This is a genomic window from Calditerricola satsumensis, assembly GCF_014646935.1.
In the GTDB taxonomy this organism is placed as follows: Bacteria; Bacillota; Bacilli; order Calditerricolales; family Calditerricolaceae; genus Calditerricola; species Calditerricola satsumensis.
Genome location: NZ_BMOF01000002.1, coordinates 31745 through 56124, shown reverse-complemented (window position 1 = coordinate 56124; position 24380 = coordinate 31745). Strand labels below are relative to the sequence as shown.

General features: G+C 66.7%; 23 protein-coding genes. 21 read left to right on the top strand and 2 right to left on the bottom strand.

Annotated features, from left to right (window positions below; all coding sequences use genetic code 11):
- Nucleotides 1-30 precede the first annotated feature (30 nt).
- The 4 genes from IEX61_RS01105 to pyrE are packed head-to-tail and all read left to right on the top strand — an operon-like array spanning nucleotide 31 to nucleotide 5930.
- Nucleotides 31-1131, top strand: a complete 1101-nt coding sequence (locus tag IEX61_RS01105; RefSeq protein ID WP_188816566.1) for a carbamoyl phosphate synthase small subunit — start codon at nucleotides 31-33, stop codon at nucleotides 1129-1131.
- Entirely contained in the window at nucleotides 1115-4339 is a 3225-nt protein-coding gene (gene carB / locus IEX61_RS01100) for a carbamoyl-phosphate synthase large subunit (RefSeq protein ID WP_188816565.1), read from the top strand. The genes IEX61_RS01105 and carB overlap by 17 nt, the downstream gene beginning before the upstream one ends.
- The gene (gene pyrF, locus IEX61_RS01095) at nucleotides 4339-5208 is read left to right on the top strand and encodes an orotidine-5'-phosphate decarboxylase (RefSeq protein ID WP_188816601.1); all 870 of its coding nucleotides are present in this window, start codon (nucleotides 4339-4341) and stop codon (nucleotides 5206-5208) included. The genes carB and pyrF overlap by 1 nt, the downstream gene beginning before the upstream one ends.
- A gap of 56 nt (nucleotides 5209-5264) precedes the next feature.
- Entirely contained in the window at nucleotides 5265-5930 is a 666-nt protein-coding gene (gene pyrE, locus IEX61_RS01090) for an orotate phosphoribosyltransferase (RefSeq protein ID WP_229725568.1), read from the top strand.
- Between the two features lie 99 nt (nucleotides 5931-6029).
- Here pyrE and IEX61_RS01085 read toward each other — a convergent pair whose 3' ends face one another.
- Complete coding sequence (locus tag IEX61_RS01085; RefSeq protein ID WP_188816564.1) at nucleotides 6030-7802, bottom strand: B12-binding domain-containing radical SAM protein; 1773 nt, start codon at nucleotides 7800-7802, stop codon at nucleotides 6030-6032.
- A gap of 234 nt (nucleotides 7803-8036) precedes the next feature.
- Between IEX61_RS01085 and IEX61_RS01080 the strand changes: the two genes are divergently transcribed.
- The 4 genes from IEX61_RS01080 (at nucleotide 8037) to IEX61_RS01065 (ending at nucleotide 10357) form a co-directional block, all read left to right on the top strand.
- A complete protein-coding gene (locus IEX61_RS01080) occupies nucleotides 8037-8759 on the top strand; it encodes a TetR/AcrR family transcriptional regulator (RefSeq protein ID WP_054671388.1) in 723 nt (240 codons plus the stop codon).
- A gap of 2 nt (nucleotides 8760-8761) precedes the next feature.
- Entirely contained in the window at nucleotides 8762-9229 is a 468-nt protein-coding gene (locus IEX61_RS01075; RefSeq protein WP_188816563.1) for a MarR family winged helix-turn-helix transcriptional regulator, read from the top strand.
- A 285-nt stretch (nucleotides 9230-9514) separates the two neighbouring features.
- On the top strand, nucleotides 9515-9859 hold the full coding sequence (locus tag IEX61_RS01070) for an ArsR/SmtB family transcription factor (protein ID WP_054671380.1): 345 nt from the start codon (nucleotides 9515-9517) through the stop codon (nucleotides 9857-9859).
- 36 nt (nucleotides 9860-9895) lie between these two features.
- A complete protein-coding gene (locus IEX61_RS01065) occupies nucleotides 9896-10357 on the top strand; it encodes a putative iron-sulfur cluster-binding metallochaperone (RefSeq protein WP_054671377.1) in 462 nt (153 codons plus the stop codon).
- A 46-nt stretch (nucleotides 10358-10403) separates the two neighbouring features.
- Here the strand turns inward: IEX61_RS01065 and IEX61_RS01060 are convergent, their stop codons facing one another.
- Nucleotides 10404-12143, bottom strand: coding sequence for an Rqc2 family fibronectin-binding protein (locus IEX61_RS01060; RefSeq protein ID WP_188816562.1), 1740 nt, complete (start codon nucleotides 12141-12143; stop codon nucleotides 10404-10406).
- A 251-nt stretch (nucleotides 12144-12394) separates the two neighbouring features.
- Between IEX61_RS01060 and IEX61_RS01055 the strand changes: the two genes are divergently transcribed.
- The 13 genes from IEX61_RS01055 to rlmN all read left to right on the top strand — a co-directional run bounded on the left by IEX61_RS01055 (nucleotide 12395) and on the right by rlmN (nucleotide 24377).
- Nucleotides 12395-12985 (top strand): NYN domain-containing protein, encoded by a 591-nt coding sequence (locus tag IEX61_RS01055; RefSeq protein WP_083463105.1) that lies wholly within the window; start codon nucleotides 12395-12397, stop codon nucleotides 12983-12985.
- Nucleotides 12986-13115: 130 nt separating this feature from the next.
- Nucleotides 13116-13562, top strand: a complete 447-nt coding sequence (locus IEX61_RS01050) for a DMT family transporter (protein ID WP_054672725.1) — start codon at nucleotides 13116-13118, stop codon at nucleotides 13560-13562.
- Between the two features lie 98 nt (nucleotides 13563-13660).
- Nucleotides 13661-14524 carry a diaminopimelate epimerase gene (gene dapF / locus IEX61_RS01045; RefSeq protein WP_188816561.1) on the top strand — a complete coding sequence of 288 codons (864 nt, stop codon included), beginning with the start codon at nucleotides 13661-13663 and terminating at the stop codon, nucleotides 14522-14524.
- A gap of 97 nt (nucleotides 14525-14621) precedes the next feature.
- Nucleotides 14622-15500 (top strand): YicC/YloC family endoribonuclease, encoded by an 879-nt coding sequence (locus IEX61_RS01040; protein WP_054672702.1) that lies wholly within the window; start codon nucleotides 14622-14624, stop codon nucleotides 15498-15500.
- 19 nt (nucleotides 15501-15519) lie between these two features.
- Nucleotides 15520-15792: an extracellular matrix/biofilm regulator RemA gene (remA, locus tag IEX61_RS01035; protein ID WP_054672698.1), complete on the top strand. Its 273-nt coding sequence runs from the start codon at nucleotides 15520-15522 to the stop codon at nucleotides 15790-15792.
- Between the two features lie 60 nt (nucleotides 15793-15852).
- Entirely contained in the window at nucleotides 15853-16470 is a 618-nt protein-coding gene (gene gmk, locus IEX61_RS01030; RefSeq protein ID WP_054672696.1) for a guanylate kinase, read from the top strand.
- Nucleotides 16471-16472: 2 nt separating this feature from the next.
- Nucleotides 16473-16679 (top strand): DNA-directed RNA polymerase subunit omega, encoded by a 207-nt coding sequence (gene rpoZ, locus IEX61_RS01025; protein ID WP_054672693.1) that lies wholly within the window; start codon nucleotides 16473-16475, stop codon nucleotides 16677-16679.
- A gap of 48 nt (nucleotides 16680-16727) precedes the next feature.
- Nucleotides 16728-17927, top strand: a complete 1200-nt coding sequence (coaBC, locus tag IEX61_RS01020) for a bifunctional phosphopantothenoylcysteine decarboxylase/phosphopantothenate--cysteine ligase CoaBC (RefSeq protein ID WP_188816560.1) — start codon at nucleotides 16728-16730, stop codon at nucleotides 17925-17927.
- Nucleotides 17924-20368 (top strand): primosomal protein N', encoded by a 2445-nt coding sequence (gene priA / locus IEX61_RS01015; RefSeq protein WP_188816559.1) that lies wholly within the window; start codon nucleotides 17924-17926, stop codon nucleotides 20366-20368. The genes coaBC and priA overlap by 4 nt, the downstream gene beginning before the upstream one ends.
- Nucleotides 20369-20396: 28 nt before the next feature.
- Nucleotides 20397-20894, top strand: a complete 498-nt coding sequence (gene def, locus IEX61_RS01010) for a peptide deformylase (protein WP_054673292.1) — start codon at nucleotides 20397-20399, stop codon at nucleotides 20892-20894.
- Nucleotides 20895-20918: 24 nt separating this feature from the next.
- Complete coding sequence (fmt, locus tag IEX61_RS01005) at nucleotides 20919-21857, top strand: methionyl-tRNA formyltransferase (RefSeq protein ID WP_188816599.1); 939 nt, start codon at nucleotides 20919-20921, stop codon at nucleotides 21855-21857.
- Between the two features lie 73 nt (nucleotides 21858-21930).
- Nucleotides 21931-23310 carry a 16S rRNA (cytosine(967)-C(5))-methyltransferase RsmB gene (gene rsmB / locus IEX61_RS01000; RefSeq protein ID WP_188816558.1) on the top strand — a complete coding sequence of 460 codons (1380 nt, stop codon included), beginning with the start codon at nucleotides 21931-21933 and terminating at the stop codon, nucleotides 23308-23310.
- A complete protein-coding gene (gene rlmN / locus IEX61_RS00995) occupies nucleotides 23307-24377 on the top strand; it encodes a dual-specificity RNA methyltransferase RlmN (RefSeq protein ID WP_054672610.1) in 1071 nt (356 codons plus the stop codon). Before rsmB ends, rlmN begins: the two co-directional genes overlap by 4 nt.
- The last annotated feature ends 3 nt before the right edge of the window (nucleotides 24378-24380 follow it).

Genomic DNA, 24380 nt, shown 5'->3' with positions numbered 1-24380 from the left:
CGGCCTTTTCACGCGGAAAGGGTGATCCCCATGCGCGCGCGATTGGTGTTGGAAGACGGCACGGTCTTTGAAGGCACGGCCTTCGGCGCAAAGGTCGAGCGGATCGGGGAGGTGGTGTTCAACACGGGGATGACCGGCTACCAAGAGGTGCTCTCCGACCCGTCCTACTGCGGGCAGATCGTCGTCATGACCTACCCCCTCATCGGCAACTACGGGGTGAACCGCGACGACTTTGAATCGGTTCATCCGGCGGCGTTTGGCTTCGTCGTGCGGGAACACTGGGCGACGCCCAGCCACTGGCGCGCCGGCGAGACGCTCGATGCGCTCCTTGCGCGGCTCGGCATTCCCGGTCTCAGCGGCGTCGACACGCGCATGCTGACGCGGCGCATCCGCCGCTACGGGACGATGCGCGGCCTGCTGACGACGTCGGACGATCCGGTGCCCGCCCTCCTGGAGCGGCTCCGGGCCGCCGCGCCGCTTCGCGACCAAGTGGCCCGCGTGTCGACGGCGCGCGTCCAGCGCGTGCCGGGTCCCGGTCCGCGCGTCGTGGTGGTGGACTTCGGCGCCAAGCTGGGCATCGTGCGCGAGCTGGTCCGGCGGGGCTGCGACGTGGTGATCGTGCCCCACGACACGACGGCCGAGGAAATCGACGCCCTGGCCCCGGACGGCGTGCTCCTTTCCAACGGCCCGGGCGACCCGAAGGACGTGCCCCACGCCGTGGAGACGGTGCGCCGCCTGCTCGGGCGCTACCCGCTCTTTGGCATCTGCCTGGGCCACCAGCTCTTCGCCCTGGCCTGCGGTGCCGACACGGCGAAGCTCCCCTTCGGTCACCGCGGCGCGAACCACCCGGTGAAGGACCTCGCCACCGGCCGCGTGGTCCTCACCGCCCAGAACCACGGCTATGCCGTGAAGCCGGAGTCGGTGGCCGGCACGGACCTCGTGGTCACCCACGTCAACGTCAACGACGGCACGGTGGAGGGGCTCCGGCACAGGGCGCTTCCCGCCTTCTCCGTGCAGTTCCACCCGGAGGCCGCCCCGGGGCCCCACGACACGCGCGATCTCTTCGATCGGTTCCTCGACCTCATCGCCCAAAGCCGGAAGGGAGGCGTGTGCCATGCCGCGCAGGGCTGACCTGAAAAAAGTGCTCGTCATCGGTTCGGGGCCGATTGTGATCGGCCAGGCCGCGGAGTTCGACTACGCCGGGACGCAGGCGTGCCAGGCCCTGAAGGAAGAGGGGCTGGAGGTGGTGCTGATCAACAGCAACCCGGCGACGATCATGACCGACACGAACATGGCCGATCGGGTGTACATCGAGCCGCTGACGGCGGAGTTCGTGACGAAGGTGATCCGCCAAGAGCGGCCCGACGGGCTTCTCGCCACCCTCGGCGGGCAGACCGGCCTCAACCTGGCCGTGGAGCTGGCCGAGGCGGGCGTGCTCGCGCGCGAAGGGGTGGAGCTCCTCGGCACCGACCTCGACGCCATCCAGAAGGCCGAGGACCGCGAGAAGTTCCGCGCCCTGATGCGGGAGCTGGGCGAGCCGGTCCCGGAGAGCGCCATTGTGCACACAGTGGAGGAAGCCGTCGCGTTCGCCGAGGAAGTCGGCTATCCGGTGATCGTCCGCCCGGCGTACACCCTCGGCGGGACGGGCGGCGGCATCGCCGTCGACGAGGCGTCCTTGCGCGCCATCGTTGCCGCGGGGCTGCGCGCCAGCCCGATCCGCCAGTGCCTGATCGAAAAGTCGATTGCGGGGTACAAGGAGATCGAGTACGAGGTGATGCGCGACGGTGCGGGGAATGGCATCGTCGTCTGCCACATGGAGAATGTCGACCCCGTCGGTATCCACACCGGCGACAGCATCGTCGTCGCGCCGTGCCAGACCCTCACCGACGGCGAAGTCCAGATGCTGCGCGACGCCGCGCTGCGCATCATCGAGGCCCTCGACATCCGCGGCGGGTGCAACGTGCAGTTCGCCCTCGACCCGCACAGCGCGCGCTACTACGTGATCGAGGTCAACCCGCGGGTGAGCCGCTCGAGCGCCCTGGCCTCAAAGGCGACGGGCTACCCGATCGCCAAGATGGCGGCCAAGATCGCCATCGGCTACACGCTGGATGAGCTCCGCAACCCGGTGACCGGCCGCACGTACGCCGCCTTCGAGCCGGCCCTCGACTACGTGGTGACGAAAATCCCGCGCTGGCCCTTCGACAAGTTCACCGACGCCAGCCGCACCCTCGGCACGCAGATGAAGGCCACCGGCGAGGTGATGGCCATCGGGCGGACCTTCGAGGAGTCGCTGCTCAAGGCGGTGCGGTCGCTGGAGATCGGCGCCTACCACCTCGAGCTGTCCCACCTGCGGGCGGTTTCCGACGCGGAGATGGCACGCCGCCTGGAGGAGGCCGACGACGAGCGCCTCTTCCTCATCGCCGAGGCCTTTCGCCGCGGGTGGGGCGTGGACGACGTGCACGTGCGGACGAAGATCGACCGCTTCTTCCTGCACAAGATCGCCGGCATCGTCCGCTTTGAGGAGGCGCTTCGGGCGAACGGCCTCGATGGCGAGATGCTGCGCCGGGCCAAGTGCCTGGGCTTCACCGACCGGAAGATCGGCGAGCTCGTCGGCAAATCGGAGGAGGAGGTGCGCGCGCTGCGCAAGGCCTGGGGCATTCGCCCGGTGTACAAGATGGTCGACACCTGCGCCGCCGAATTTGAAGCGGCCACGCCGTACTACTACAGCACCTACGAAGAGGAGAACGAGCGCGTGGAGACGGGCCGAAAGCGCGTCGTCGTTCTCGGTTCCGGCCCCATCCGCATCGGCCAGGGCATTGAGTTCGACTACGCCACCGTCCACGCCGTGTGGGCCATCCGGGAAGCGGGCTACGAGGCGGTGATCGTCAACAACAACCCGGAGACGGTTTCCACCGACTTCAACACCGCCGACCGCCTCTACTTCGAACCGCTGTACCTCGAGGACGTGCTCAACGTCATCGAGGAGGAAAACCCCGAGGGCGTCATCGTCCAGTTCGGCGGGCAGACGGCGATCAACCTGGCCGCCCCGCTCCATGCCGCCGGGGTGAGGATCCTCGGTACCGACCTCGCCCACATCGACGAGGCGGAAGACCGCGAGCGCTTTGAGCGCTTCCTGCGCCGCCTCGGCATTCCGCAGCCGCCGGGGCGCACGGCCACCTCGCTGGAGGAGGCGCACCAGGCGGCGCGGGAGCTGGGCTTCCCCGTGCTCGTGCGGCCGTCCTACGTCCTCGGCGGGCGGGCGATGGAGATCGTCTACAGCGAGGCGGAGCTCGAAGCGTACATGCGCGAGGCGGTGCGCACAAGTCCGGACAAGCCGGTGCTGATCGACCGCTACCTGCAGGGCAAGGAGCTGGAGGTGGACGCCATCTGCGACGGGGAGGAGGTGCTCATCCCCGGCGTGATGGAGCACATCGAGCGCGCCGGCGTCCATTCCGGTGACTCCATCGCCGTCTACCCGACGCAGACGGTGCCGGCGGAGGTGAAGGCGCGCGTCGTCGACATCACCACGCGCATCGCCAAGGAACTTCGTATCGTCGGCCTGGTCAACATTCAGTTCGTCGCCTGCGGCGGCGAAGTGTACGTCTTGGAGGTCAACCCGCGCGCCTCGCGGACGGTGCCCTTCCTGAGCAAGGTGACGGGCGTGCCGATGGCCAACGTGGCGACGAAGGCCATCCTCGGCCGCACCTTGCGCGACCAGGGCTACGTGGGCGGCCTCTGGCCGGAAGACCGCGCCGTGTCGGTCAAGGTGCCGGTCTTCTCCTTCGCCAAGCTGCACCGCGTCGACGTGACGCTCGGGCCGGAGATGAAGTCGACCGGCGAGGTGATGGGCCGCGACGTGACGCTGGAGAAGGCCCTGTACAAGGGGCTCGTCGCCTCGGGCGTGCGCGATCCCACTACCGGCACGGTGCTCCTCACCGTGGCCGACAAGGACAAGGAAGAGGCCCTCGATATCGCCCGCCGCTTCGACGCCCTCGGCTTCCGCCTGTTGGCGACGCGGGGGACGGCGGCCTTCCTCGCCGCCCATGGCCTGCGCGTCGAGCGGGTGAACAAGCTGGAAGAAGGGGAGCCCACCCTCCTCGACGTGATCCGCAACGGCGAGGCGGACCTCGTCATCAACACGCTGACGAAGGGCAAGACGCCGGCGCGCGACGGCTTCCGCATCCGCCGCGAAGCGGTAGAACGCGGCGTGCCCTGCCTCACCTCCCTCGACACGGCGCGGGCCCTCCTGCAGGTGATCGAGGCGATGACGCTGTCGGTCGAGGCCCTGCCGCCGGTCGAGACGCCCCAGGTGCGGGCGCTCGCGGAGGTGCGCCGGTGATGGCGGCGGGACGTCGAATTCCCGGCGATGCCGCGGCGGCGTCGGCGCGCGCCGCGGCCGAGAGCGTTATCGTCGCCCTCGATGTGGCGACGGCGGAAGAGGCCGACGCCCTGCTGGCGCGTTTGGACGGGGCCGTTCGTACCGTGAAGGTGGGCATGCAGCTTTTTTACGCCGCTGGCCCGGCCTACATCGCGTCGCTCAAGGCGCGGGGCCTGGCCGTCTTCCTTGACCTAAAGGGCCACGACATCCCCAACACGGTGAAGGGAGCGATGGAAAGCCTCACCCGCCTCGGCGTGGACATGGTCACCGTCCATGCCGCCGGCGGCCGGGCGATGCTGGAGGCGGCCCGTGCCGGCGTGGAGCGGGCCCTCACGCCGGGCCAGCGCCGCCCGCTGCTCCTCGCCGTCACCGTGCTCACCAGCATCGACGCGCGGACGCTGAACGAGGAGATCGGCGTGCCGGGCGGCGTGGAGGAGGCCGTCCTGCGCTACGCCCTCCTGGCGCGGGAAGCCGGGTGCGACGGCGTCGTCGCCTCGGCGCGGGAAGTGCCGGCGGTGAAGGCATCGTGCGGCCCTGCCTTCGTCGCAGTGACGCCGGGCATCCGCCCGGCCGGCGCGGCGCGAGGCGATCAGGCGCGCGCGGTGACGCCGGCCGACGCCATCCGCCGCGGAGCCGACTTCCTCGTCGTCGGCCGCCCGGTGACGGCCGCGCCCGACCCGCGCGCGGCGTATGAGCGGGTGGTGGCCGAGGTGGCCGGAGCGTTGGAGAACCGGGAGGCCGGGATAGCGGTGCAGGGCGCAGAACGCGCCGATGGAGGAGAACGCCAGGGCAGGGCGAGTCGGCGGCATGCGCGGGGCAACGGCGCATGACCCCAGAACCGTAGGGCTCATTTCCAGCATCTTGCACGACGAAGGAGGCGGTGGATGTGGCAACCGAACGAGAGACGCAAGGGGCGGGCGCGATTCTCACCGAGCGGGAGATTGCCCAGGCCCTGCTCGCCATCGGCGCGGTGACGCTCCGCCCCGACGCGCCCTTCACCTGGTCGTCGGGGCTGCGCGCGCCGATCTACTGCGACAACCGGCTGCTGCTGGCGTACCCCGACCTGCGGGCCAAGGTGGCGGCGGCGCTGGCCGCGTCCATTGGCGCCCAGGCCGGTACTGTCGACGTGATCGCCGGCACGGCCACCGCCGGCATTCCCCACGCCGCGTGGGTGGCCGAGCGACTTGCGCTGCCCATGGTCTACGTGCGGGCCAAGGCCAAGGACCACGGCAAGCAAAGCCGCATCGAGGGGCACCTGTTGCCGGGGCAGCGGGTGGCGGTGATCGAGGACCTCGTCTCCACCGGCGGAAGCAGCCTGGCTGCGGCGGCGGCGCTGCGCGAGGAGGGCGCCCACGTGGTGGGCGTGTTCGCCATCTTCACCTACGAATTGCCGGCGGCGAAACAAAACTTTGCCGCCGCAAACGTACCGCTGGTGGCCCTGTGCCGCTACGCCGTGCTCCTTGACGTGGCCCGTACCGAGGGGCGCATCTCCGAGGATCAGCTGGCCGTGCTCCGCGCCTGGCGCGAGGACCCGGAGCGGTGGGGGCGGTAGGTGCGGGGAAGGTGCGACAGGAGGCTTGCAAAATCGAAACCCGGTTGCCCTGGCAACCGGGTTTTGACGTTCGCGAGCTGTTGTCCGAGACGGGTGGTGTCATTGGGCGGCGGCAAGGGAAAGGCCCAGACGCGCGAGGGGGACGGCGAAGGGCTGGCCCTTGCCCTGCGTGGGGTCGTAGTGGACGATCAGGGCGCTCGGCTCGCGGCGAATGGCGCCGGTTTCCCGGTAATGGGAAAGGTCAAAGGGCAGCACCTCCACGTGGCAGCGCTTGGCCAGCTCCGCTTCCGACAGCTGGAGGGCGGCGAAATCCGCCGAGACCGCCTCGGGCTCCTCGGCCAGGCGGCGGAGGAGGGGCTGACGCTCCTCCTTGCCCATCGCCGTCCACCAGACGGCCCGCGGCTTGTGCCGGTAATGGGTCAGGTAATCGTATTTCATGAGTCCCTCGATGACCGGCAGGTTGGGGGTGCCCCGCGCCTCCAGGAATTCGCGCAGGCGGAGGAACAGGTCTTCCAGCTGGTGGCCGATGCGGCTCCACCCCCGCTCGGCCCAGTAGTCGCCAAATTCCTGGAAGAAATCGAAGGGCGTTTCGAACGCGTGCCGCGTCAGAAATTTAACTGTCTCATCGAGGTAATGGCTATTCCAGTATTTTTCCAAGATGTCCTCGGCCCGCTTGATGCGGATGACGTCGTCGAAGGAAAGGACGCGGTTGGCCAGTACCTCATAAGGGGCGTGCTCGGTGTAGACGTACCCGTACTTGTCCGCGTCGCGGCGCAAGCCCGTGCCGCGCAGGAGCTTCAGAAAGCCCAGCTGCAGCTCCTCCGGCTCGAGGGCGAACACGTCGTTGAACGTCTTTTTGAAGGAGGCGTAGTCTTCCTCCGGCAGCCCGGCGATGAGGTCGAGGTGCTGGACGATTTTCCTGCCTTCCTTGATCTTGCGCACGGTGCGGGAGAGCTTCTCGAAGTTCTGCTTCCGCTGGACGAGGGCGTTGGTGAGCGCGTTCGTCGATTGCACCCCGATCTCAAAGCGGAAGACGCCCGGCGGCGCGTATTCGTTCAGAAACTCGACGATCTCCGGGCGCAGGATGTCGGCGGTGATCTCGAACTGGAACACGCACCCGCCGTGGTGGTCGATCAGGAAGCGAAACAGCTCCATGGCGTAGGTGCGGTGGATGTTGAAGGTGCGGTCGACGAACTTGATCGTCCTGGCCCCGTTCTGGACGAGGTAGAGGATGTCTTCCTTGATCCGGTCGAGGTCGAAGTAGCGCACCCCGTTTTCGACGGACGACAGGCAGAACTGGCAGCGGAAGGGACAGCCGCGGCTGGTTTCCATGTAGACGATGCGGTTGGAGAGGTGCGGGCGGTCTTCGGGGAAGCGGTACGGCGAGGGGATACGGCGCAGGTCCAGTTTGGGCCGCGGCGGGTTGACCACCACGGTGCCGTCCGCGTCGCGGTAGGCGAGCCCCAAGACGCGGCGATAGTTTTGTTCGCCGGCGATTTCCGCCAGCAGCTCCTTAAACGTCTCCTCCCCTTCGCCGTAGACGATGAAGTCCACTTCAGGAATGCGCCGGAACCAGTATTCGAGATCGTACGACACCTCGGGGCCGCCGAGGACGATGTGCACGTCGGGCTTCACTTTCTTCAGGATGTGGAGGACGGGAATCGTCTGCTCGATGTTCCAGATGTAGCAGCTGAAGCCGATGACATCGGGGTCTTCCTTGTACAGGTCCATGGCGATGTTCATCGCCGGGTCCTTGATGGTGTATTCCTTCATCGTCACCGGAAACTCCGGCTCGGCGAAGCTCTTCAGGTAGCGCAAGGCCAAACAGGTATGGATGTATTTGGCGTTCAGCGTCGTCACGATCACCTTCATCCCGACTCACCCGTTCCGAGGGATATGGGGTCTGCCCTCATCCTAGCCCAAACGCCGGCGAAGAAAAAGGGGCTGGCGCGGGCCGAATGTGCTTCACGAAGGAGCGGCATCTGCCGATAACCGTAGGAGAAGGATCGCCTTCACCCTGGCATACCGACGTCGCTGAGGAGGAACGACGATGGGACGTTCGCTTTCCAGCCTCTTTGCGGTTTTGGAGAAAAAGGAACACGCGCGGTGAAACTCTTTTCGGAAAAGGGGTTTCACGCCAGCACCACCAGCGAAATTGTCAAGGAGGCCGGCGTGGCGGAGGGGACGATCTTTCGCCACTACAAGACGAAAAAGGACATCTTGCTGGCCGTTGTCGTTCCGCTGCTGGTAAAGTTTCTGTCGCCGCGGATGCTGCGCGACGTGCAGGCGATCTTCGGCGATCCGTCGTTGTCCACGGAGGAAACCCTGCGGCGGGTGTGCAAAAATCGGCTCGAGCTGGTGGAGCAGAACTGGGACCGGTTCCGCATCCTCCTGCAGGAAGCCGCCTTCCATCCCGAGATTCGCGAGGCGATCATCGAACATATCGCCAAGCGAGCCCGGACCCTCATGACGTCGTTCGTGGAGAAGAAGATCCGCGACGGCGAGTTTCGCAACCTGCCGCCGGCGGTCATCGTCCGCGTGGGCTTCTCTCTCCTGGCCGGCTATGTGTTCTTCAAGCACATCGCCTTTCCGGACGAGGGGATCAAGCTGGACGACGACGAGGAGATTGCGTGCGCGGGATGGGCCTCGATTAAATTACACGCACGGCTGTCGTGCGGATGTGTCCACTGTGGACGACGCGAGGGCGACGCGTTCTCTCTTGCACGTGTGGAGCCCGTCGTTGACGGGATCGGTGGGGGGGCGTACCATGGAAACAGGCAAACCGTCGTCGGGAGGATGCCCGACAGTTTCCGCATGAAAGGGCGATGACCGTGAACCGCGTGCCAGACCATGGGCAGGCGCTCCATGCGCTGGGCCATGGCATTCGCCGTTTGAATCTGCAGATGAAACGGGTGTTCCTGGCGGTAGCCCAGGAAGGGGCGTTGACGCCGGGCCAGATGGGGCTGTTGTTTCATCTGGCCCAGGACGGGACAGCCAAGGTTTCCGACCTTTCCGACCGCTTGGGCATCACGCCGGGTGCGGTGACGGGGATGGTGGACAAGCTGGAGGAGCAGGGGCTGGTTGAGCGGGTGCGCATCCGGAACGACCGGCGGGTGGTCCACGTGCGGCTGACCGACGCCGGGCGGCGGCATGTCGAGCAGGTGCGGGCGCGCTTCATGCGCCTCTTGGGTGACGCCTTTCGAGGGTTTCCGGCTGCTCGAGTGGCCGAAATGGGTGCGGTGGTCAACGCGATCGCCGATGCGCTGGAGTGCCATTTTGAAGGGGAAAATAGGCGTTAAGGGCTTTGCGTGGCGATGACCGCACTCGGCGGTGGGGAGCTGGGGGGGTTGCTCGCGGGTGTTTTCCGCTTAATTTAAAACGCAATATCATGATATTGTGATATAAATAAGTTTTGAGAGAGACAAACTCCGCTTAACCAAGAGGGGAAAGCTGCGCGGCGGGAAACCGACCGAAAGCCGAAGCAGCTTTGTGCCGCGTTGGCTCGGCACGGCAATGGTGGCGGTTCTGATGGGGTTTGTCTGGTGGCGAAACGGCGAAGGGGTTTGATGAGGGAGGCATGCGATATGCGCAAAGAAAAGCGGCGGCCGGACGAGGAGTTGCAACGCGCAACCGAGTTGTACGCGAAATTTTTTCAAGGGTTGGCACATCCGGCGCGGCTGCGCATTGTGGAAGTGCTGCTGGAAAAAGCGTGCACGGTGAGCGAATTGATGGAGCGGCTTGGCCTGCCGCAAAGCCAGGTTTCGAACCATTTGGCTTGTCTGAAGTGGTGCGGGTACGTCTCGTCCCGCCAGGAGGGGCGGTACATGGTCTATTTTGTGACCGACGTGCGGGTGCGGGCGATGATCGAATTGGCGAAAGGCATCGTGGCCGACAATGCGGCCCGCCTTTCCCGTTGCACGCGAATCTGACGGGAAAGGCGACGGCATGAGGAAGGAGGGACATCCATGGGCGAGTGTTGTTCGGTCGGGAACGGGAAAGCGAGCGCCGCAGAGTCCCGCTGCCCCGGCTGTGGCCAGGTGGGGAAGCCGGTGGCCCTGCTGACCTTGAAGAGCCTGCTGAAACCGGAGGCACTGGAGCGGCTGGATCCGCAGGCGGCCTACGCCTTTTGCGCCACGCCGCATTGCCCGGTGGTCTACTTTGGCGGGCAAGGGGGTCCGTTTGACACGGACGACGTGAAAGTGGCCGTTTACCAGAAAGATCCGGGCGCGGACGTTCCGGTGTGCTACTGTTTTGGGTGGACGCGCCGGCGGATCCAAGACGAGCTCGCCCGAACGGGCAAAAGCACGGCCGCCGCGGCCATCGCCGCCCACGTGAAGGCGGGTCGCTGCGGGTGCGAGGTGAACAACCCGCAGGGGGCCTGTTGCCTTGGCAACGTGCAGGCCTTCGTACGCGGGATGCGTGCATAGGTGTGGGCGCGCGAGGACGGAAGGATCGCGCGGCGATGCAGCGCATCTAGCGGATCTCCTCTGCGCGCCCGGCGCCTTCGTCCGCGGCGAGCCGGCGCACAAGGGCCTCGTCGGGTGTCACGTAGACCGTTTTCTGCCGCTCATAGATCACAAAGCCAGGCTTGGCGCCGGCCGGTTTGCGCACATGGCGCACCTCCGTGTAGTCGACGGGCACCCGGCTCGAGTGGCGGGCCTTGCTGAAGTAGGCGGCCAGCATCGCCGCCTCCAGGAGCGTCGCCTCGCCGTAGCCCGTGCCGCGGATGATGACGTGGGCGCCGGGGATGTCCTTGGCGTGCAGCCAGGTGTCCGACGGCGCGGCCTGCCGGCGCAGCCGTTCGTTCTGGCGGTTGTTCTTGCCGACGAGGATGGTGTACCCTTCCGAGGAACGGAAGACGGCCGGCTTGGACGCGGTCTCGCGCCCTTTGCGGCGCCCGCCCTTATCCGGCTTCAGGTAGCCCTGCTCGATCAGCTCGTCGCGGATCTCTTCCGCGTCGGCCAGCGTGGCGTCCTCCAGCTGCTGGGCGACGGTTTCGAGGTAGCGCAGCTCCGCCTCCGCTTGCGCAAGCTGCGCGGCAGCCGTTTCCGCGGCAACCTTGGCCTTGTTGTACTTTTTGAAGTAGGCCTGCGCATTTTCGGCCGCGCTCTTGGCCGGGTCAAGAGGGATGGTCACCATTGGCAGGCCCTCTTCGTAGTAATTGGGCAGCTGGACTTCGCTGGCCCCCCGCGGGATCTCGTGCAGGTGGGCCGTCAGCAGCTCGCCGAAGAGGCGGTAGCGTTCGGCGTCGCGCGTTTCGGCCAGCGTGTCGAGCAGGAGTTGCCGCTTGCGTTCGTGCTTCTTGATCTCGTTTTTCACCACGCGGGCGAGGTCGCCCAGGCGCTGGTGGATCGCCTCCCGCTCGGTCCGCTCCCGAAAGACATCATCGAGCAGGCGGCTCATCGAGTCGTAGGCGAGGGTCTCGCCGGAGACGCCGGTGAGGGCCACGGCGGCGAAGACGTCTTTGCCGTCGGCGGTGCGCACGCGCGTGGGGCGGTAGCGGTGGGCGCGGACGTCGTCCATGATGCGGGAGAAGGCCTCCCACAGCGCCTCCCGCGTCGGCAGCCCGGCGCGGTGGACGATTTCCCGCGCCAGCACGGGGCCGATGCCGAGGAAGCGGCTCAAAAGCTGCTGGTCGAGCTTGCCGGCGTTGAAGTCGAGGGCGGCGAGGAAGGCGTCGCGGCTCGTCTCGAGGGGGTTCAGCTTGTCCTGCGCCGGCGGGGCGACGTAGGGCCGGCCGGGCAGCACCACGCGGTACTGGCTGATGGCCGGCGTCACGTGGCGGATGCCGTCGAGGATGGTGCCCGTCTTCGGGTCGACGAGGATGATGTTGCTGTGGCGGCCCATGATTTCCACCACCAGGCGGCGGATGGCCGGATCGCCCAGCTCGTCGCGGGACAGCACGTCGAGGTGGACGATCCGCTCCAGGGCCACCTGGGTGATGGCCTGGAGGACGCCCCCTTCGAGGTGCTTGCGCAGCAGCATGCAGAACATCGGCGGCTCCGTCGGGTTGGCGAAGGGCTGGTCCGTCAGGTGCAGGCGCGGCGCGCTGGGGTTGGCCGACAGAAGCAGGCGATGCGTCTCGCCGTGGGCGCGCACGGTGAGGACGAGGTCGTATGGCGTGGGCTGATGAATCTTGACGATGCGGCCGGATGCGCAGGTGGCGTTCAGCTCGTGAACGAGGCAGCGAAGGACGATGCCGTCGATGGACATGGCAAATCCCCCTTGTTGCGAAAAAACCGCGTCTGCTCCAGTATAGCACAAGAAAAAAATTTGGCGGATTTGCCGAGAAGGATGGTTGACGCCGATGGGGAAGGTGGATACTATTGAATCAGAATCATCGCTGCTGTTCGGCGCGCCGCATGGAGCGCGTAACGGATGGCAGGTCAAGAATCCGGAGACGGGGATGCCGTGTGCATCCCCCTTAAATTTCTTTGAGATCAATTCAGAACGGAGGATTATGAATGCGTGGAGAGCGGATTGCAGTTTTTATTGATGGAGGTTTTTTGGATAAAATTCTTCAATATTTTAAAAATTCAAAAATAGATTATCGAAAGCTTGTTGATTTCATGGTACGTGATCTTCCCCTTTTGCGTGTCTATTATTACAACTGTTTGCCTTATCTTTCTGCATCACCTACAGATGAAGAATTGAAACGCTTTTCAAATAAACAAAAGTTTTTCCGTACTCTAAACAAATTGCCTAACTTTACCGTTCGGGAAGGAAAACTTGCTTATAGGGGAACCGACAAGGATACGGAAGACCCAATCTTTGAACAAAAACGGGTGGACGTGTACCTTGCCGTAGACTTGGTTATGCACAGCACAAAACGCTTAATTACCCACGCTGCTCTCTTAACAGGTGATAGCGATTTAATTCCTGCGATCGAAATTGCCAAATCGGAAGGCGTTCATGTGGCTTTGTACTACCTGGACAGCAAAGGACTTCATGCTCCGAAAGCCCATGATGAATTGCTGGAAGCGGTTGACGAACGAATTGCATTGCATGAAGAGCTCATCTTTGAATGGAAACGAGTGGATGATCAGAAGGGTTAACATGCATGACCATACCGTTTATCTCTCGCTTCGCCATGACTTTCCCCCATTCCTTGTCGGGTTGGCCGTTGGCTTTTACGATAATGAGGGATGGGGTGATTTTATTCCTGAGAAGTGAGGGTTGTTCAACATGGCCAGATTGTTCACGACACTCCTCATGCTTCTGGCCGGTGTGGGCCTCAGCGTGCAGGCGGCCATCAACGGTACGCTGGGCAAGAAGATCGGGGCCTTGGAGGGTGCGCTGGTCAACTTTTTTGTCGGCACCCTCATCTTGCTCCTGACCGTGCTCTTTGCCGGACACGGGCAGCTGGGCGAGGTCCTGCGCGTGCCGAAGTGGCAGCTTCTGGGCGGCCTGATCGGCGCCGTGTACGTGGCGGCGATGGTGTTTGCCGTGCCGCGGATCGGCGTGGGCGTCGCCGTGATGGCCGTGATCGTCGGCCAGCTGGCGATGAGCATGGCCATCGACCACTTCGGCCTGTTTGGCCTGCGGCGCATTCCCGTTGACGGCTACCGGCTCGCCGGGGCGCTGCTGCTTGCGGTGGCGCTGTTTCTCATTTATCGGGGGAGCGGTCGGTAGGCGCGCCGCAGCGTCCTTGCGGAGACGGGCGTTTGACAGGCGGTTTCGTTGCTCTCTATAATGGTGTTCGATCTTTGAAACGGATGGGGCGAACGGGAATGAACTTTCACAAAATGCACGGGCTGGGGAACGACTTTGTCGTGGTGGCCGCCGACCGGCTGCCCGACGATCCGTGCGGCCTGGCGCAAGCCGTCTGCGACCGCCATTTCGGCGTCGGGGCCGACGGGCTGGTGTTCGTGCTCCCGTCGGAACGCGCCGACGTGTCCATGCGCATTTTCAACGCCGACGGCAGCGAGGCGGAGCAATGCGGCAACGCGATCCGCTGCGTGGGCAAGTTCGCCTTTGAACAGGGCCTGGTTTCGCGGGCAGCGCTCACCGTAGAGACGCGTGCCGGCGTGCAGCGCATTTGGCTCGATGTATCCGACGGGCGCGTCGGTGCGGTGAAGGTGGACATGGGTCCGCCGGTGCTCGAAGGGCCGAAGATCCCCGTCGCCGTCGACCGCGCGCCGGTGGTGGACCACCCGGTGACGGTGGACGGGCGGACCTTTGCCGTGACCGCGGTGTCGATGGGCAATCCCCACGCCGTCGTCTTCGTCGACGATGCGCCGACCTTTCCCGTGACCGAATGGGGGCCGAAGCTGGAGGCGCACCCGCTCTTTCCCCAGCGCACCAACGTGGAGTTTGTCTCCGTGCGCCGGCCGGACGAAGTGGACATGCGCGTGTGGGAGCGGGGCGTCGGGCCGACGCTGGCCTGCGGCACCGGCGCCTGTGCCACGGTGGTGGCCGGTGCGCTGACCGGCCGCACGGCTCGGGCGGCGCGGGTGCACCTGGCCGGCGGGACGCTGCACATCGAATGGGATGAGGGAACCGGCCACGTGTTCATGACCGGGCCGGCCCACACCGTCTTTACGGGCACGTGGTTGGCGGAAAACGCAATGCGCGCCATTCGCCGTTACGTTTGACTACGACCGCGTTTTCTCGGTTTTTCTCCCGATTGCACGCTTCTTCTTGTTTTTCGCGCCCGTTTTGTCTACAATAAGGACAGTGGAAGGGATGGGCATGATCCGCAGCATGACGGGATACGGGCGCGGTCAGGGGCGCGCCGAAGGCTTTGCCTTTTCCGTTGAAATCCGCACGGTGAACCATCGGTTTTGCGAGATCGCCGTGCGCATGCCGCGCGAGTTCCTCTTTGCCGAAGAGGCCATCAAGCGCGCCGTGCAGCGGCATATCGCCCGCGGGCGCGTGGACGTCTACGTTTCCGTCACCACGGACGGCAATGCGCCCCGCACCGTGACGGTGGATTGGGGGCTTTTGCACGGGTATTGCGCCGCCGTCGACGCCGTGCGCGAGGCCTTGGCCATCGACGAGGGCTTGACGCTGCGCGACGTGCTGACGCTGCCCGGCGTGTTCGTGGTGGGCGAAAGCGCCCTCGATGGCGAGCGCGTGCTTCCTGCGCTGCTTGCGGCGGTGGACGAAGCCGCGCGGACGGTACGGGCGATGCGCGAAGCGGAAGGGGCGCAACTGGCGGCAGATTTGGAGCGGCGCGTCGCCCGCGTGGAGGCGTGCATCGACGCCATCGCGCAGCGGGCGCCGGAGGCGGTGGAGGCCTACCGCCGGCGCTTGGAAAACCGCATGCGCGAGCTGTTGGTCGACGTGGCGGTGGATGAGGGGCGGTTTTTAACCGAAGTGGCCCTTTATGCCGAACGGACCAGCGTGGCGGAGGAGCTCACCCGCCTCCGCAGCCACTGTCGGCACTTTCGCGAGTGGATGACCCGGGACGAGCCGATCGGGCGTCAGCTCGACTTTCTCGTCCAAGAGATGAACCGCGAGATCAACACCATTGGCGCCAAAGCGAACGATCTGGAGATCAGCCAGCTTGTGGTGGACGTCAAGAGCGAACTGGAAAAGATCCGCGAGCAGGTCCAAAACATCGAGTAACCGGGACGGAGGTTCCAGGATGGGCATAAGACTGGTCAACATCGGGTTTGGAAATATCGTCAACGCCAACCGCATCGTGTCGATCGTCAGCCCCGAGTCGGCGCCGATCAAGCGCATCATCCAGGAGGCGCGCGACAAGGGCATGCTGATCGACGCCACCTATGGCCGCCGCACACGGGCGGTGATCATCACCGACAGCGAACACGTGATCCTGTCGGCGGTGCAGCCCGAAACCGTCGCCCAACGCCTCCTCGGCGGGCAGCAGAGCAAGGACGACGAGGGCGTGGAGTAACCGGTAACGGGAGGATTCGGATTCGCGCGCGACAAACCCGACCGAGAAGGAGAACGCGACATGAACGCGGAGAAAGGCTTGCTCATTGTCCTGTCCGGTCCTTCGGGCGTCGGCAAGGGAACCGTGTGCGCGGCGTTGCGGAAGGTCTGCCCGAACCTCGTCTACTCCGTGTCCGCCACCACCCGACCCCCCCGTCCAGGGGAGCAGGAGGGTGTCAACTATTTTTTTAAGACGCGGGAAGAGTTTGAGCGGATGATCGAACGGGGCGAGCTCCTTGAATGGGCGGAGTACGTCGGCAACTACTACGGCACGCCGCGCCGCTTCGTGGAGGAGATGCTGGAGGCGGGCAAGGACGTGCTCCTCGAAATCGAAGTGCAGGGCGCCATGCAGGTGAAGCGCCGGTATCCCGAGGGCGTCTTTATCTTCCTCGTGCCTCCGTCGATGGAGGAACTCCGGCGCCGCATCCTCGGCCGCGGGACCGAAGGCGACGCGGCCATCACCGAGCGCCTGGAGGCGGCACGCGCCGAGCTGGCCATGATGGCCGAATACGACTACGTGGTCGTCAACGACACCGTGGAGCATGCCTGCGAGCGCATTCGGGCCATTGTGACGGCGGAACATTGCCGCCGTGACCGCTTGATGCCACGCTACCAGAAGCTGCTTGCGGAGGGGAAGTAGCCGTGCTGTATCCGTCGATCGACAAGCTGATGGAACGCATCAACAGCAAATACACGTTGGTGACGGTGGCGGCCAAGCGGGCACGCCAGCTGAAGGAGAAGGAGAAACCCCTCGTGGACCAGCCGTATTCGGCAAAACCGGTAGGCGTGGCCCTGGAGGAGATCGAGGCCGGCCGCGTCACCGTCGACGACGAGACAAACGGCGCGTGACAACCTGGTTCGGCAGGTTGTCTTTTTTTGCAAAGGAGCGAATTTGCGGTGAAGGGAAAGACGATCCTCCTTGGCGTGACCGGGGGCATCGCGGCGTACAAGGCGGCGGCCCTCACCAGCCGCCTGGTGCAGCAGGGGGCCGACGTCCACGTCATCCTGACGGAAGCGGCCGCCCGCTTCGTCACGCCGCTCACCTTTCAGGCCCTGTCGCGCAACGCGGTCCACACCGATGTCTTGGAGGAAAAGGACCCGCGCGTCATCGCCCACATCGACCTGGCCGACCGGGCCGATCTCGTCATCGTCGCCCCGGCGACGGCCAATTTTTTGGCCAAGGCGGCCTGCGGCCTGGCCGATGACATGCTCTCGGCCGTCCTCTTGGCCACGCGGGCACCGGTGCTCCTTGCCCCGGCGATGAACGTCAACATGTACCGCCACCCGGCGGTGCAGGCCAACCTCGCGCGGCTGCGGGCGTGGGGTTGGCACGTGGTGGAGCCGGGCGAGGGGTATTTGGCCTGCGGCTGGACGGGGAAGGGGCGCATGGCCGAGCCGGAGGCGATTGCGGCCGCGGCCGAGGCCCTTCTGGCAGGCCAGCGCGACCTGGCCGGCCTGCGCATTCTCGTCACGGCGGGGGCGACCCAGGAGGCCCTTGACCCGGTGCGCTACCTGACCAACCGCTCGTCGGGAAAGATGGGGTACGCCATCGCTGAGGAAGCGGCCCGCCGCGGCGCCGAGGTGATCCTCGTCACCGGGCCGACGGCGCTGGAGCCCCCGGCGGACGTGCGCGTCGTGCGGGTGACGACGGCCCAGGAGATGTACGAGGCCGTGCTTGACGCCTATCCCCGCGTCGACGTCGTGATCAAGGCGGCCGCCGTGGCCGACTACCGCCCGAAGACGGTTCACGCGCAGAAGATGAAAAAGGGCGCCGAGACGCTCGTGCTCGAGCTGGAGCGCACGCCGGACATCCTCCAGACGCTGGGGGAGCGGAAAGCCCACCAGTTTCTCGTCGGCTTTGCCGCCGAGACGGAGCGCGTGGCCGACTACGCGCAGGAGAAGCTGAAGCGCAAGAACCTCGACCTGGTGGTGGCCAACGACGTCACGCAGGAAGGGGCCGGCTTCGGCGCGGACACGAACATCGTGGCGGTTTACGACCGCGACGGGCTGGTCGCCGAATGGCCCAAACTGCCGAAGCGCGAGGTGGCCGCACGGCTGCTTTCCCTCATCGCCCAGCGCGTGCGGCGCGTCTCATGATCGCCCGCGTCGTCGTCGACGTGCCCGTAGCGGCGGTGGACCGCCCCTTCGACTATGCCGTGCCGCCGGCGCTTTCCCCTTTGGTGCGCGTCGGCATCCGCGTGCTCGTTCCCTTTGGCCCGCGACAGGTGATCGGGTTTGTCGTCGACGTCGACGAGGCGGATGGGAAAACGGAGGCGGCGGGCAAAGCGCTGAAGGCCATCGCCGCCGTGCTCGACCCCGAGCCGCCGCTGACGGAGGAGCTGGTGGCGCTGGGGGCGTGGATGGCCGAGGCGTACCTGTGCCCGCGGAGTGCCGCCTACCAGGCGATGCTTCCGTCGGCGCTCAAGGCGCGCACCGAGAAACGCCTGCGCCTGCGCGGCGAGCCGCCGCCGCTCCTCGCGCCGTCGGCCGAGGAGGCCGCCTTTGTGGAGGCGCTCCGCCGCCGCGGCCATCTGACCTTCGACGAAGCGATGAAACGCTTTCCCGGCGCGGCGGCGCTCATGCGGCGATGGGTGGAGGAAGGCGTCCTCGACGTGTTCTACGCCGCCGTCGACCGCGCGGGGACCAAGACGGTGACGCGCGTGGTGCCGGCTGTGGATCCGGAGGCGCTTCGGCGGGCGCGCGACGCCCTCTCTCCGCGCGCCGTGCGCCAGCGCGCCGTGCTCGACGCCCTCCTGGCCGCGCCCCATCCGCCGACGCTCGCCGACCTGCTCGCTGCCGCGGGGGCGCCGCGCAGCGCGGTCACGGCGCTGGTGGAGAAGGGGCTTTTGCACCTGGTGGAAGAGGAGGTCTACCGCGACCCTTACGCGGCGGCGTCCTTTGCCCCCTCTTCGCCACCGCCCCTCACGGCCCAGCAGGAGGCCGCCGTTTGTCGCATTTCCGAAGCCCTCGCCTCCGGGCAGCCGCACACGCTGCTCGTGCACGGCGTGACGGGCAGCGGCAAAACGGAAGTCTATCTCCAGGCCATCGCGCGTACGCTGGAAAGCGGGCGGCAGGCCATCGTTCTCGTGCCGGAGATCGCCCTCACGCCGCAGATGGTGGAGCGCTTCAAGGGGCGCTTCGGCGCGCGCGTGGCCGTGCTGCACAGCCGCCTGTCCGTCGGCGAGCGGTACGACGAGTGGCGCAAGATTCGCCGCGGCGAGGTGGACGTGGCCGTGGGGGCCCGCTCGGCCGTGTTCGCCCCCTTCACGCGGCTGGGGCTCCTCGTCATCGACGAGGAGCACGAGACGAGCTACAAGCAGGAGGAACAGCCTAAATACCACGCCCGCGCCGTGGCGCGGTGGCGGGCTGAGCGCCACGGCGCCGTCCTCGTCCTGGGGAGCGCCACGCCAGCGCTGGAAACCTACGCCGCCAGCAAGAGCGGCCGCATCGAGCGGATCGTGCTGACCGAGCGCCCCGGCGGCGGCCGGCTGCCGACGGTGACGGTGGTCGACATGCGCGAGGAGCTGCGCGCGGGCAACCGCTCGATGTTCAGCCGCCGCCTGCGGGAGGCGATCGAGCGGCGGCTTTCATGCGGCGAGCAGGTGGTGCTCTTTTTGAACCGCCGCGGCTACGCCACCTTTGTCCTCTGCCGCGTCTGCGGCTACGTGGCCCAATGCCCACACTGCGACCTGTCCCTCACCTACCATTTGGCTGGTCGCATGCTGCGCTGCCACACCTGCGGCCACGCCGAACCGGAGCCGGCGCGCTGCCCGAGCTGCGGAAGCCCGCACGTTCGCTACTTCGGCGCGGGCACGCAGCGCGTCGAGGAGGCGCTCGCCCGCACCTTTCCCGGCATCCGCGTCATCCGCATGGACGTCGACACCACGCGGGCCAAGGGGGCCCACGAGGTGCTGCTGGGCCGCTTTCGGAGCGGCGAGGCCGACGTGCTCCTGGGCACGCAGATGATCGCCAAGGGGCTCGATTTCCCCAACGTGACGCTGGTCGGCGTCATCGCCGCCGACACGCTGCTCCGCCTGCCCGACTTCCGCGCCGCCGAGCGGACGTTCCAGCTGCTCACCCAGGTGGCCGGGCGGGCCGGGCGGGGCGAGCGGCCGGGCGAGGTGATCGTGCAAACCTACGCGCCGGAGCACTACAGCATCCGGCTGGCCCAGTCCCACGATTATGCCGCCTTTGCCGAACGGGAGCTCGCCGTGCGGCGCAAGGGGATGTACCCGCCCTTTTCCCGGCTCATCCTGCTCACCCTGTCCGGCCGCGACGTCCGGGCGGTGCAGAAGGCCGCCGGCGACGTGGCGGCGCGCATTCGCCGCGCCGTGGACGACACGGCCCAGGTGTTGGGCCCCAGCCCCTCGCCGGTGCTGCGCGTCAACGATCGCTACCGGTTCCAATGCGTGCTAAAATATAAGAATGAGTCGCTCGTGAAGCCAGCCGTCAAAGCGGTGCTGGCCGAAGTGGAGCGCGCGCTGTCCGCCCAGGGCGTGGGCCTGTCGGTGGACGTCGACCCCATGGTCCTGTGGTGACGGGCGGCGCGCGAGAGGAGGACTGCCGATGGCCATTCGCATGATCGTGAAGCATCCCGATCCGCTGCTCCGCCAGGTGGCCAAACCGGTCACCAAGATCACGCCCAACGTGCTCAAGCTCCTCGACGACATGGCGGAGACGATGTACGACGCGGACGGGGTGGGGCTGGCCGCCCCCCAAGTGGGCGTGCTCAAGCGCGTCATCGTCGTCGATGTCGGCGACGGGCTGATCGAACTCATCAATCCGGAAATCGTGGAGATGAGCGGCGAACAGGTGGGGCCGGAAGGGTGCCTCAGCATCCCCGGCCTGTACGGCGACGTGCGGCGGGCGAAATACTGCAAGGTGAAGGGCCTCAACCGCCACGGTCAGGAGATCGTCGTGGAAGGGGAAGACCTCCTGGCTCGCGCCCTGCAGCACGAGGTCGACCACCTTAACGGCCGGCTGTTCATCGACATCGCCGAGCGGCTGTACGACAAGGACGAGCTGGCCAAGCACAGCGGCGAAGCGGCCGACGAGGAGGAATGAGCCGTGGGCGCGCGCGTCGTGTTCATGGGCACGCCCGATTTTGCCGTACCCAGCCTCGAAGCGCTGCTCGCCTCCGGTTATGAAGTCGTGGCGGTGGTGACGCAGCCCGACCGCCCCAAGGGCCGCAAACGGGTGCTGACGCCACCGCCGGTAAAGGTGCGGGCACAGGCCGCGGGCATTCCCGTCCTGCAGCCGGAGAGGCTGCGCGAACCGGCCGCCGTGGACGCGGTGCTCTCCTTCCGCCCCGACGTGGTGGTGACGGCGGCCTACGGGCAAATCCTGCCTAAGGCGCTCCTCGAGGCCCCGCCGCGGGGCTGCCTCAACGTGCACGCCTCGCTTCTGCCCAAGTACCGTGGCGGTGCGCCGATCCATCGCGCCATCCTGAACGGGGAGACGGAGACGGGCGTGACGATCATGACGATGGCGGAAGCCCTCGACGCCGGCGACATCCTCAGCCAGGTGCGCGTGCCGATCGAGCGGACCGACACGGCCGGCACGCTGCACGACAAGCTGGCGCGCGCGGGAGCCCAGTTGCTTTTGGAGACGCTGCCCCGGTGGCTGCGCGGGGAGATCACACCGCAGCCGCAGGATCACGCCCAGGCCACCTACGCCCCCAACCTGACGCGGGCCGACGAGCGCATTGACTGGACGGCGCCGGCGGAAGCGGTGTACAACCGCGTGCGCGGGCTTCATCCCTGGCCGGTGGCCTACACGACGACGGCGGACGGCCAGGTGCTGAAAGTGTGGTGGGGCACGCCGCGTCCCGGTCGCGCCGACGCGCCGCCGGGTACGGTGGTGGCCGTGGAGGAACGCGCGGTGGTGGTGGCCACCGGCGACGGCCTCTTTGCTCTGGAAGAGGTGCAGCCGGCCGGTAAGACGCGCATGCCGGTGGCACACTATTTGCGCGGGGCTGGACGCGCCGTCCTGGCGCCGGGGACGCGGCTCGGCATGGAAGCGGAATGAGCATGCCGGACCGCACGGCGACCCCAACCGCCCATCCGCAGTCCCAGACCGACGCGAGATGAGGGACGACCCGATGCCGATCGATGCGAAAGCGCCGACGCTCACCGCCCGCGAGGCGGCGCTCGAGGCCCTTGTGGCCGTGGAGGCCCAGGGGGCCTACAGCAATTTGGCCCTTCACCGCGTGCTCCCGCGCACCGCGCCGCGCGACAAGGCCTTGGCGACCGAACTGGTGTACGGCACGCTCAAGCGGCAGAACACCCTCGACTGGGCCCTTGTCCGCATGCTCGAGCGGCCCATCGAGAAACTGGCCCGCTGGGTGAAGGTGCTCCTGCGCCTCAGCCTGTATCAGCTCTTCTACCTGGAACGCGTTCCCGACCACGCTGTCGTTCACGAGGCGGTGGAGATCGCCAAGCGGCGCGGGCACAAAGGGATTGCCGCCCTGGTCAACGGCGTGCTGCGCCGCGCGGTGCGCGAGGGGAAGCAGCTGCTCGTTCCGCCCGAGCTGCCCGCGCTCACGCGGAAAGCCCTCGAGCTGTCCCATCCGGAGGCGCTCATCGCGCGTTGGGAGGCGGTGTACGGGCCGGAGGAGACGCGGGCCATGTGCGCGGCCAACAACGCGCCGGCACCCGTCGCCGTCCGCGTCAACCGCTTGAAGGCGACGCGGGAAGCGGCGGCCGCCCGCCTGGCTGCCGAGGGCTGGGAAGCGATCCCGTCACGCCTGTCGCCGGACGGGCTGCGCCTCACCGGGGGGCCGGGAAACGTCGCCCGTTCCACCCCCTATCGCGAGGGGTGGATCACCGTGCAAGACGAAAGCGCGATGCTGGCGGCCCGCCTTCTCGACCCCGCGCCAGGTGCGCGCGTCCTTGACCTGTGCGCCGCGCCCGGCGGAAAGGCGACGCACCTGGCCGAGCGGATGGACGACCGGGGCGAAGTGGTGGCCGTCGACGACCATGAACACAAACTTCCGCTCATCGCCGAAAACGCGGCGCGCCTTGGCCTAAGCATCGTGCGCCCGGTGTGCGCCGACGGGCGTGAAGCCGGGATGCGCTGGCCGGAGGCCTTCGACGCCGTGCTGCTCGACGCCCCGTGCAGCGGCTACGGCGTGATCCGCCGCCGTCCGGAAATCAAGTGGCGCAAGACGGCGGAGGACATCGACGCCCTCGTCGCCTTGCAGCGGGAACTGTTGGAGGCTGCCGCGCGGGCGCTCAGGCCGGGCGGCGTCCTCGTCTACACCACCTGCACCGTCGAGCCGCGCGAAAACGGCGAGCAGATCCGCGCCTTCCTGGCCGATCACCCCGAGATGGAGCCGGATCCTTCAGGGGTGGCCGCGCGCCTGGCCGCCGTGGCCGACCGCATCGATCCCGAGACCGGCGGCGTGCAGATCCTGCCCCATCATTTCGGCAGCGACGGCTTCTATTTGGCCCGCTTGCGAAAACGAGGTGACCGGCATTGAACCCCTTGGTGTATGACCTTCCGTATGACGCGCTGCGCCAGCGCCTGGTGGACATGGGCGAGCCGGCCTTTCGGGCCACGCAACTTTACGAATGGCTCTACGTCCACCGCGTGACGTCCTTTGCGGCGATGACGAACTTGCCCAAGGCGCTGCGCGAAAAACTTGCCGAGACCTTCGACGTGGCGGCGGTTCGTGAGCTCCAGCGCCAGGTGTCGAAGGACGGGACGGTGAAATTCCTCTTCGCCCTGCGCGACGGAAACGCCATCGAGACGGTGATCATGCGTCACCGCTACGGCAACAGCGTGTGCGTCACGACGCAGGTGGGCTGCCGCATCGGCTGCACCTTTTGCGCGTCGACCATTGGCGGGAAGGTGCGCGACCTTTCGGCGGGGGAAATTGTCGCCCAGGTGGTGGAGGCGCAACGCTTTCTCGACCGCGAAGGGGAGCGGGCCAGCCACGTCGTCGTGATGGGCATCGGCGAGCCCTTCGAAAACTACGAGGCGCTCATGACCTTTTTGTCCATCCTCAACCACGACAAGGGGCTCAACATCGGCCAGCGGCACATTACCGTGTCGACGAGCGGGATCGTGCCCCGCATCTACGATTTCGCCGACGCCAAGCTGCAGGTGAAGCTGGCCGTCTCCTTGCACGCGCCGAACGACGAGCTGCGTTCCTGCATCATGCCCATCAACCGCCGCTACCCCTTGGCGGAGCTCATGGAGGCCTGCCGCTACTATGTCGAGACGACGGGGCGGCGCATCACCTTTGAGTACGCCATGCTCGGCGGCGTGAACGACCGGCCGGAGCACGCCGAGGAGCTGGCCCGGCTCGTGGGCGACCTGCTTTGCCACGTCAACCTGATCCCGGTCAACTATGTGCCGGAGCGCCAGTACGTTCGCACCCCGCGCGACGAAATCTTCCGCTTCCAACGCATCCTGCAGCGCCACGGGATCCCGACGACCATTCGCCGCGAACACGGCAGCGACATCGCCGCGGCGTGCGGTCAGCTGCGCGCCCAACACAACCGGCAAAAACGGCGCCAAGCCGCAGTCGAAGGGGCGAGGTGACCC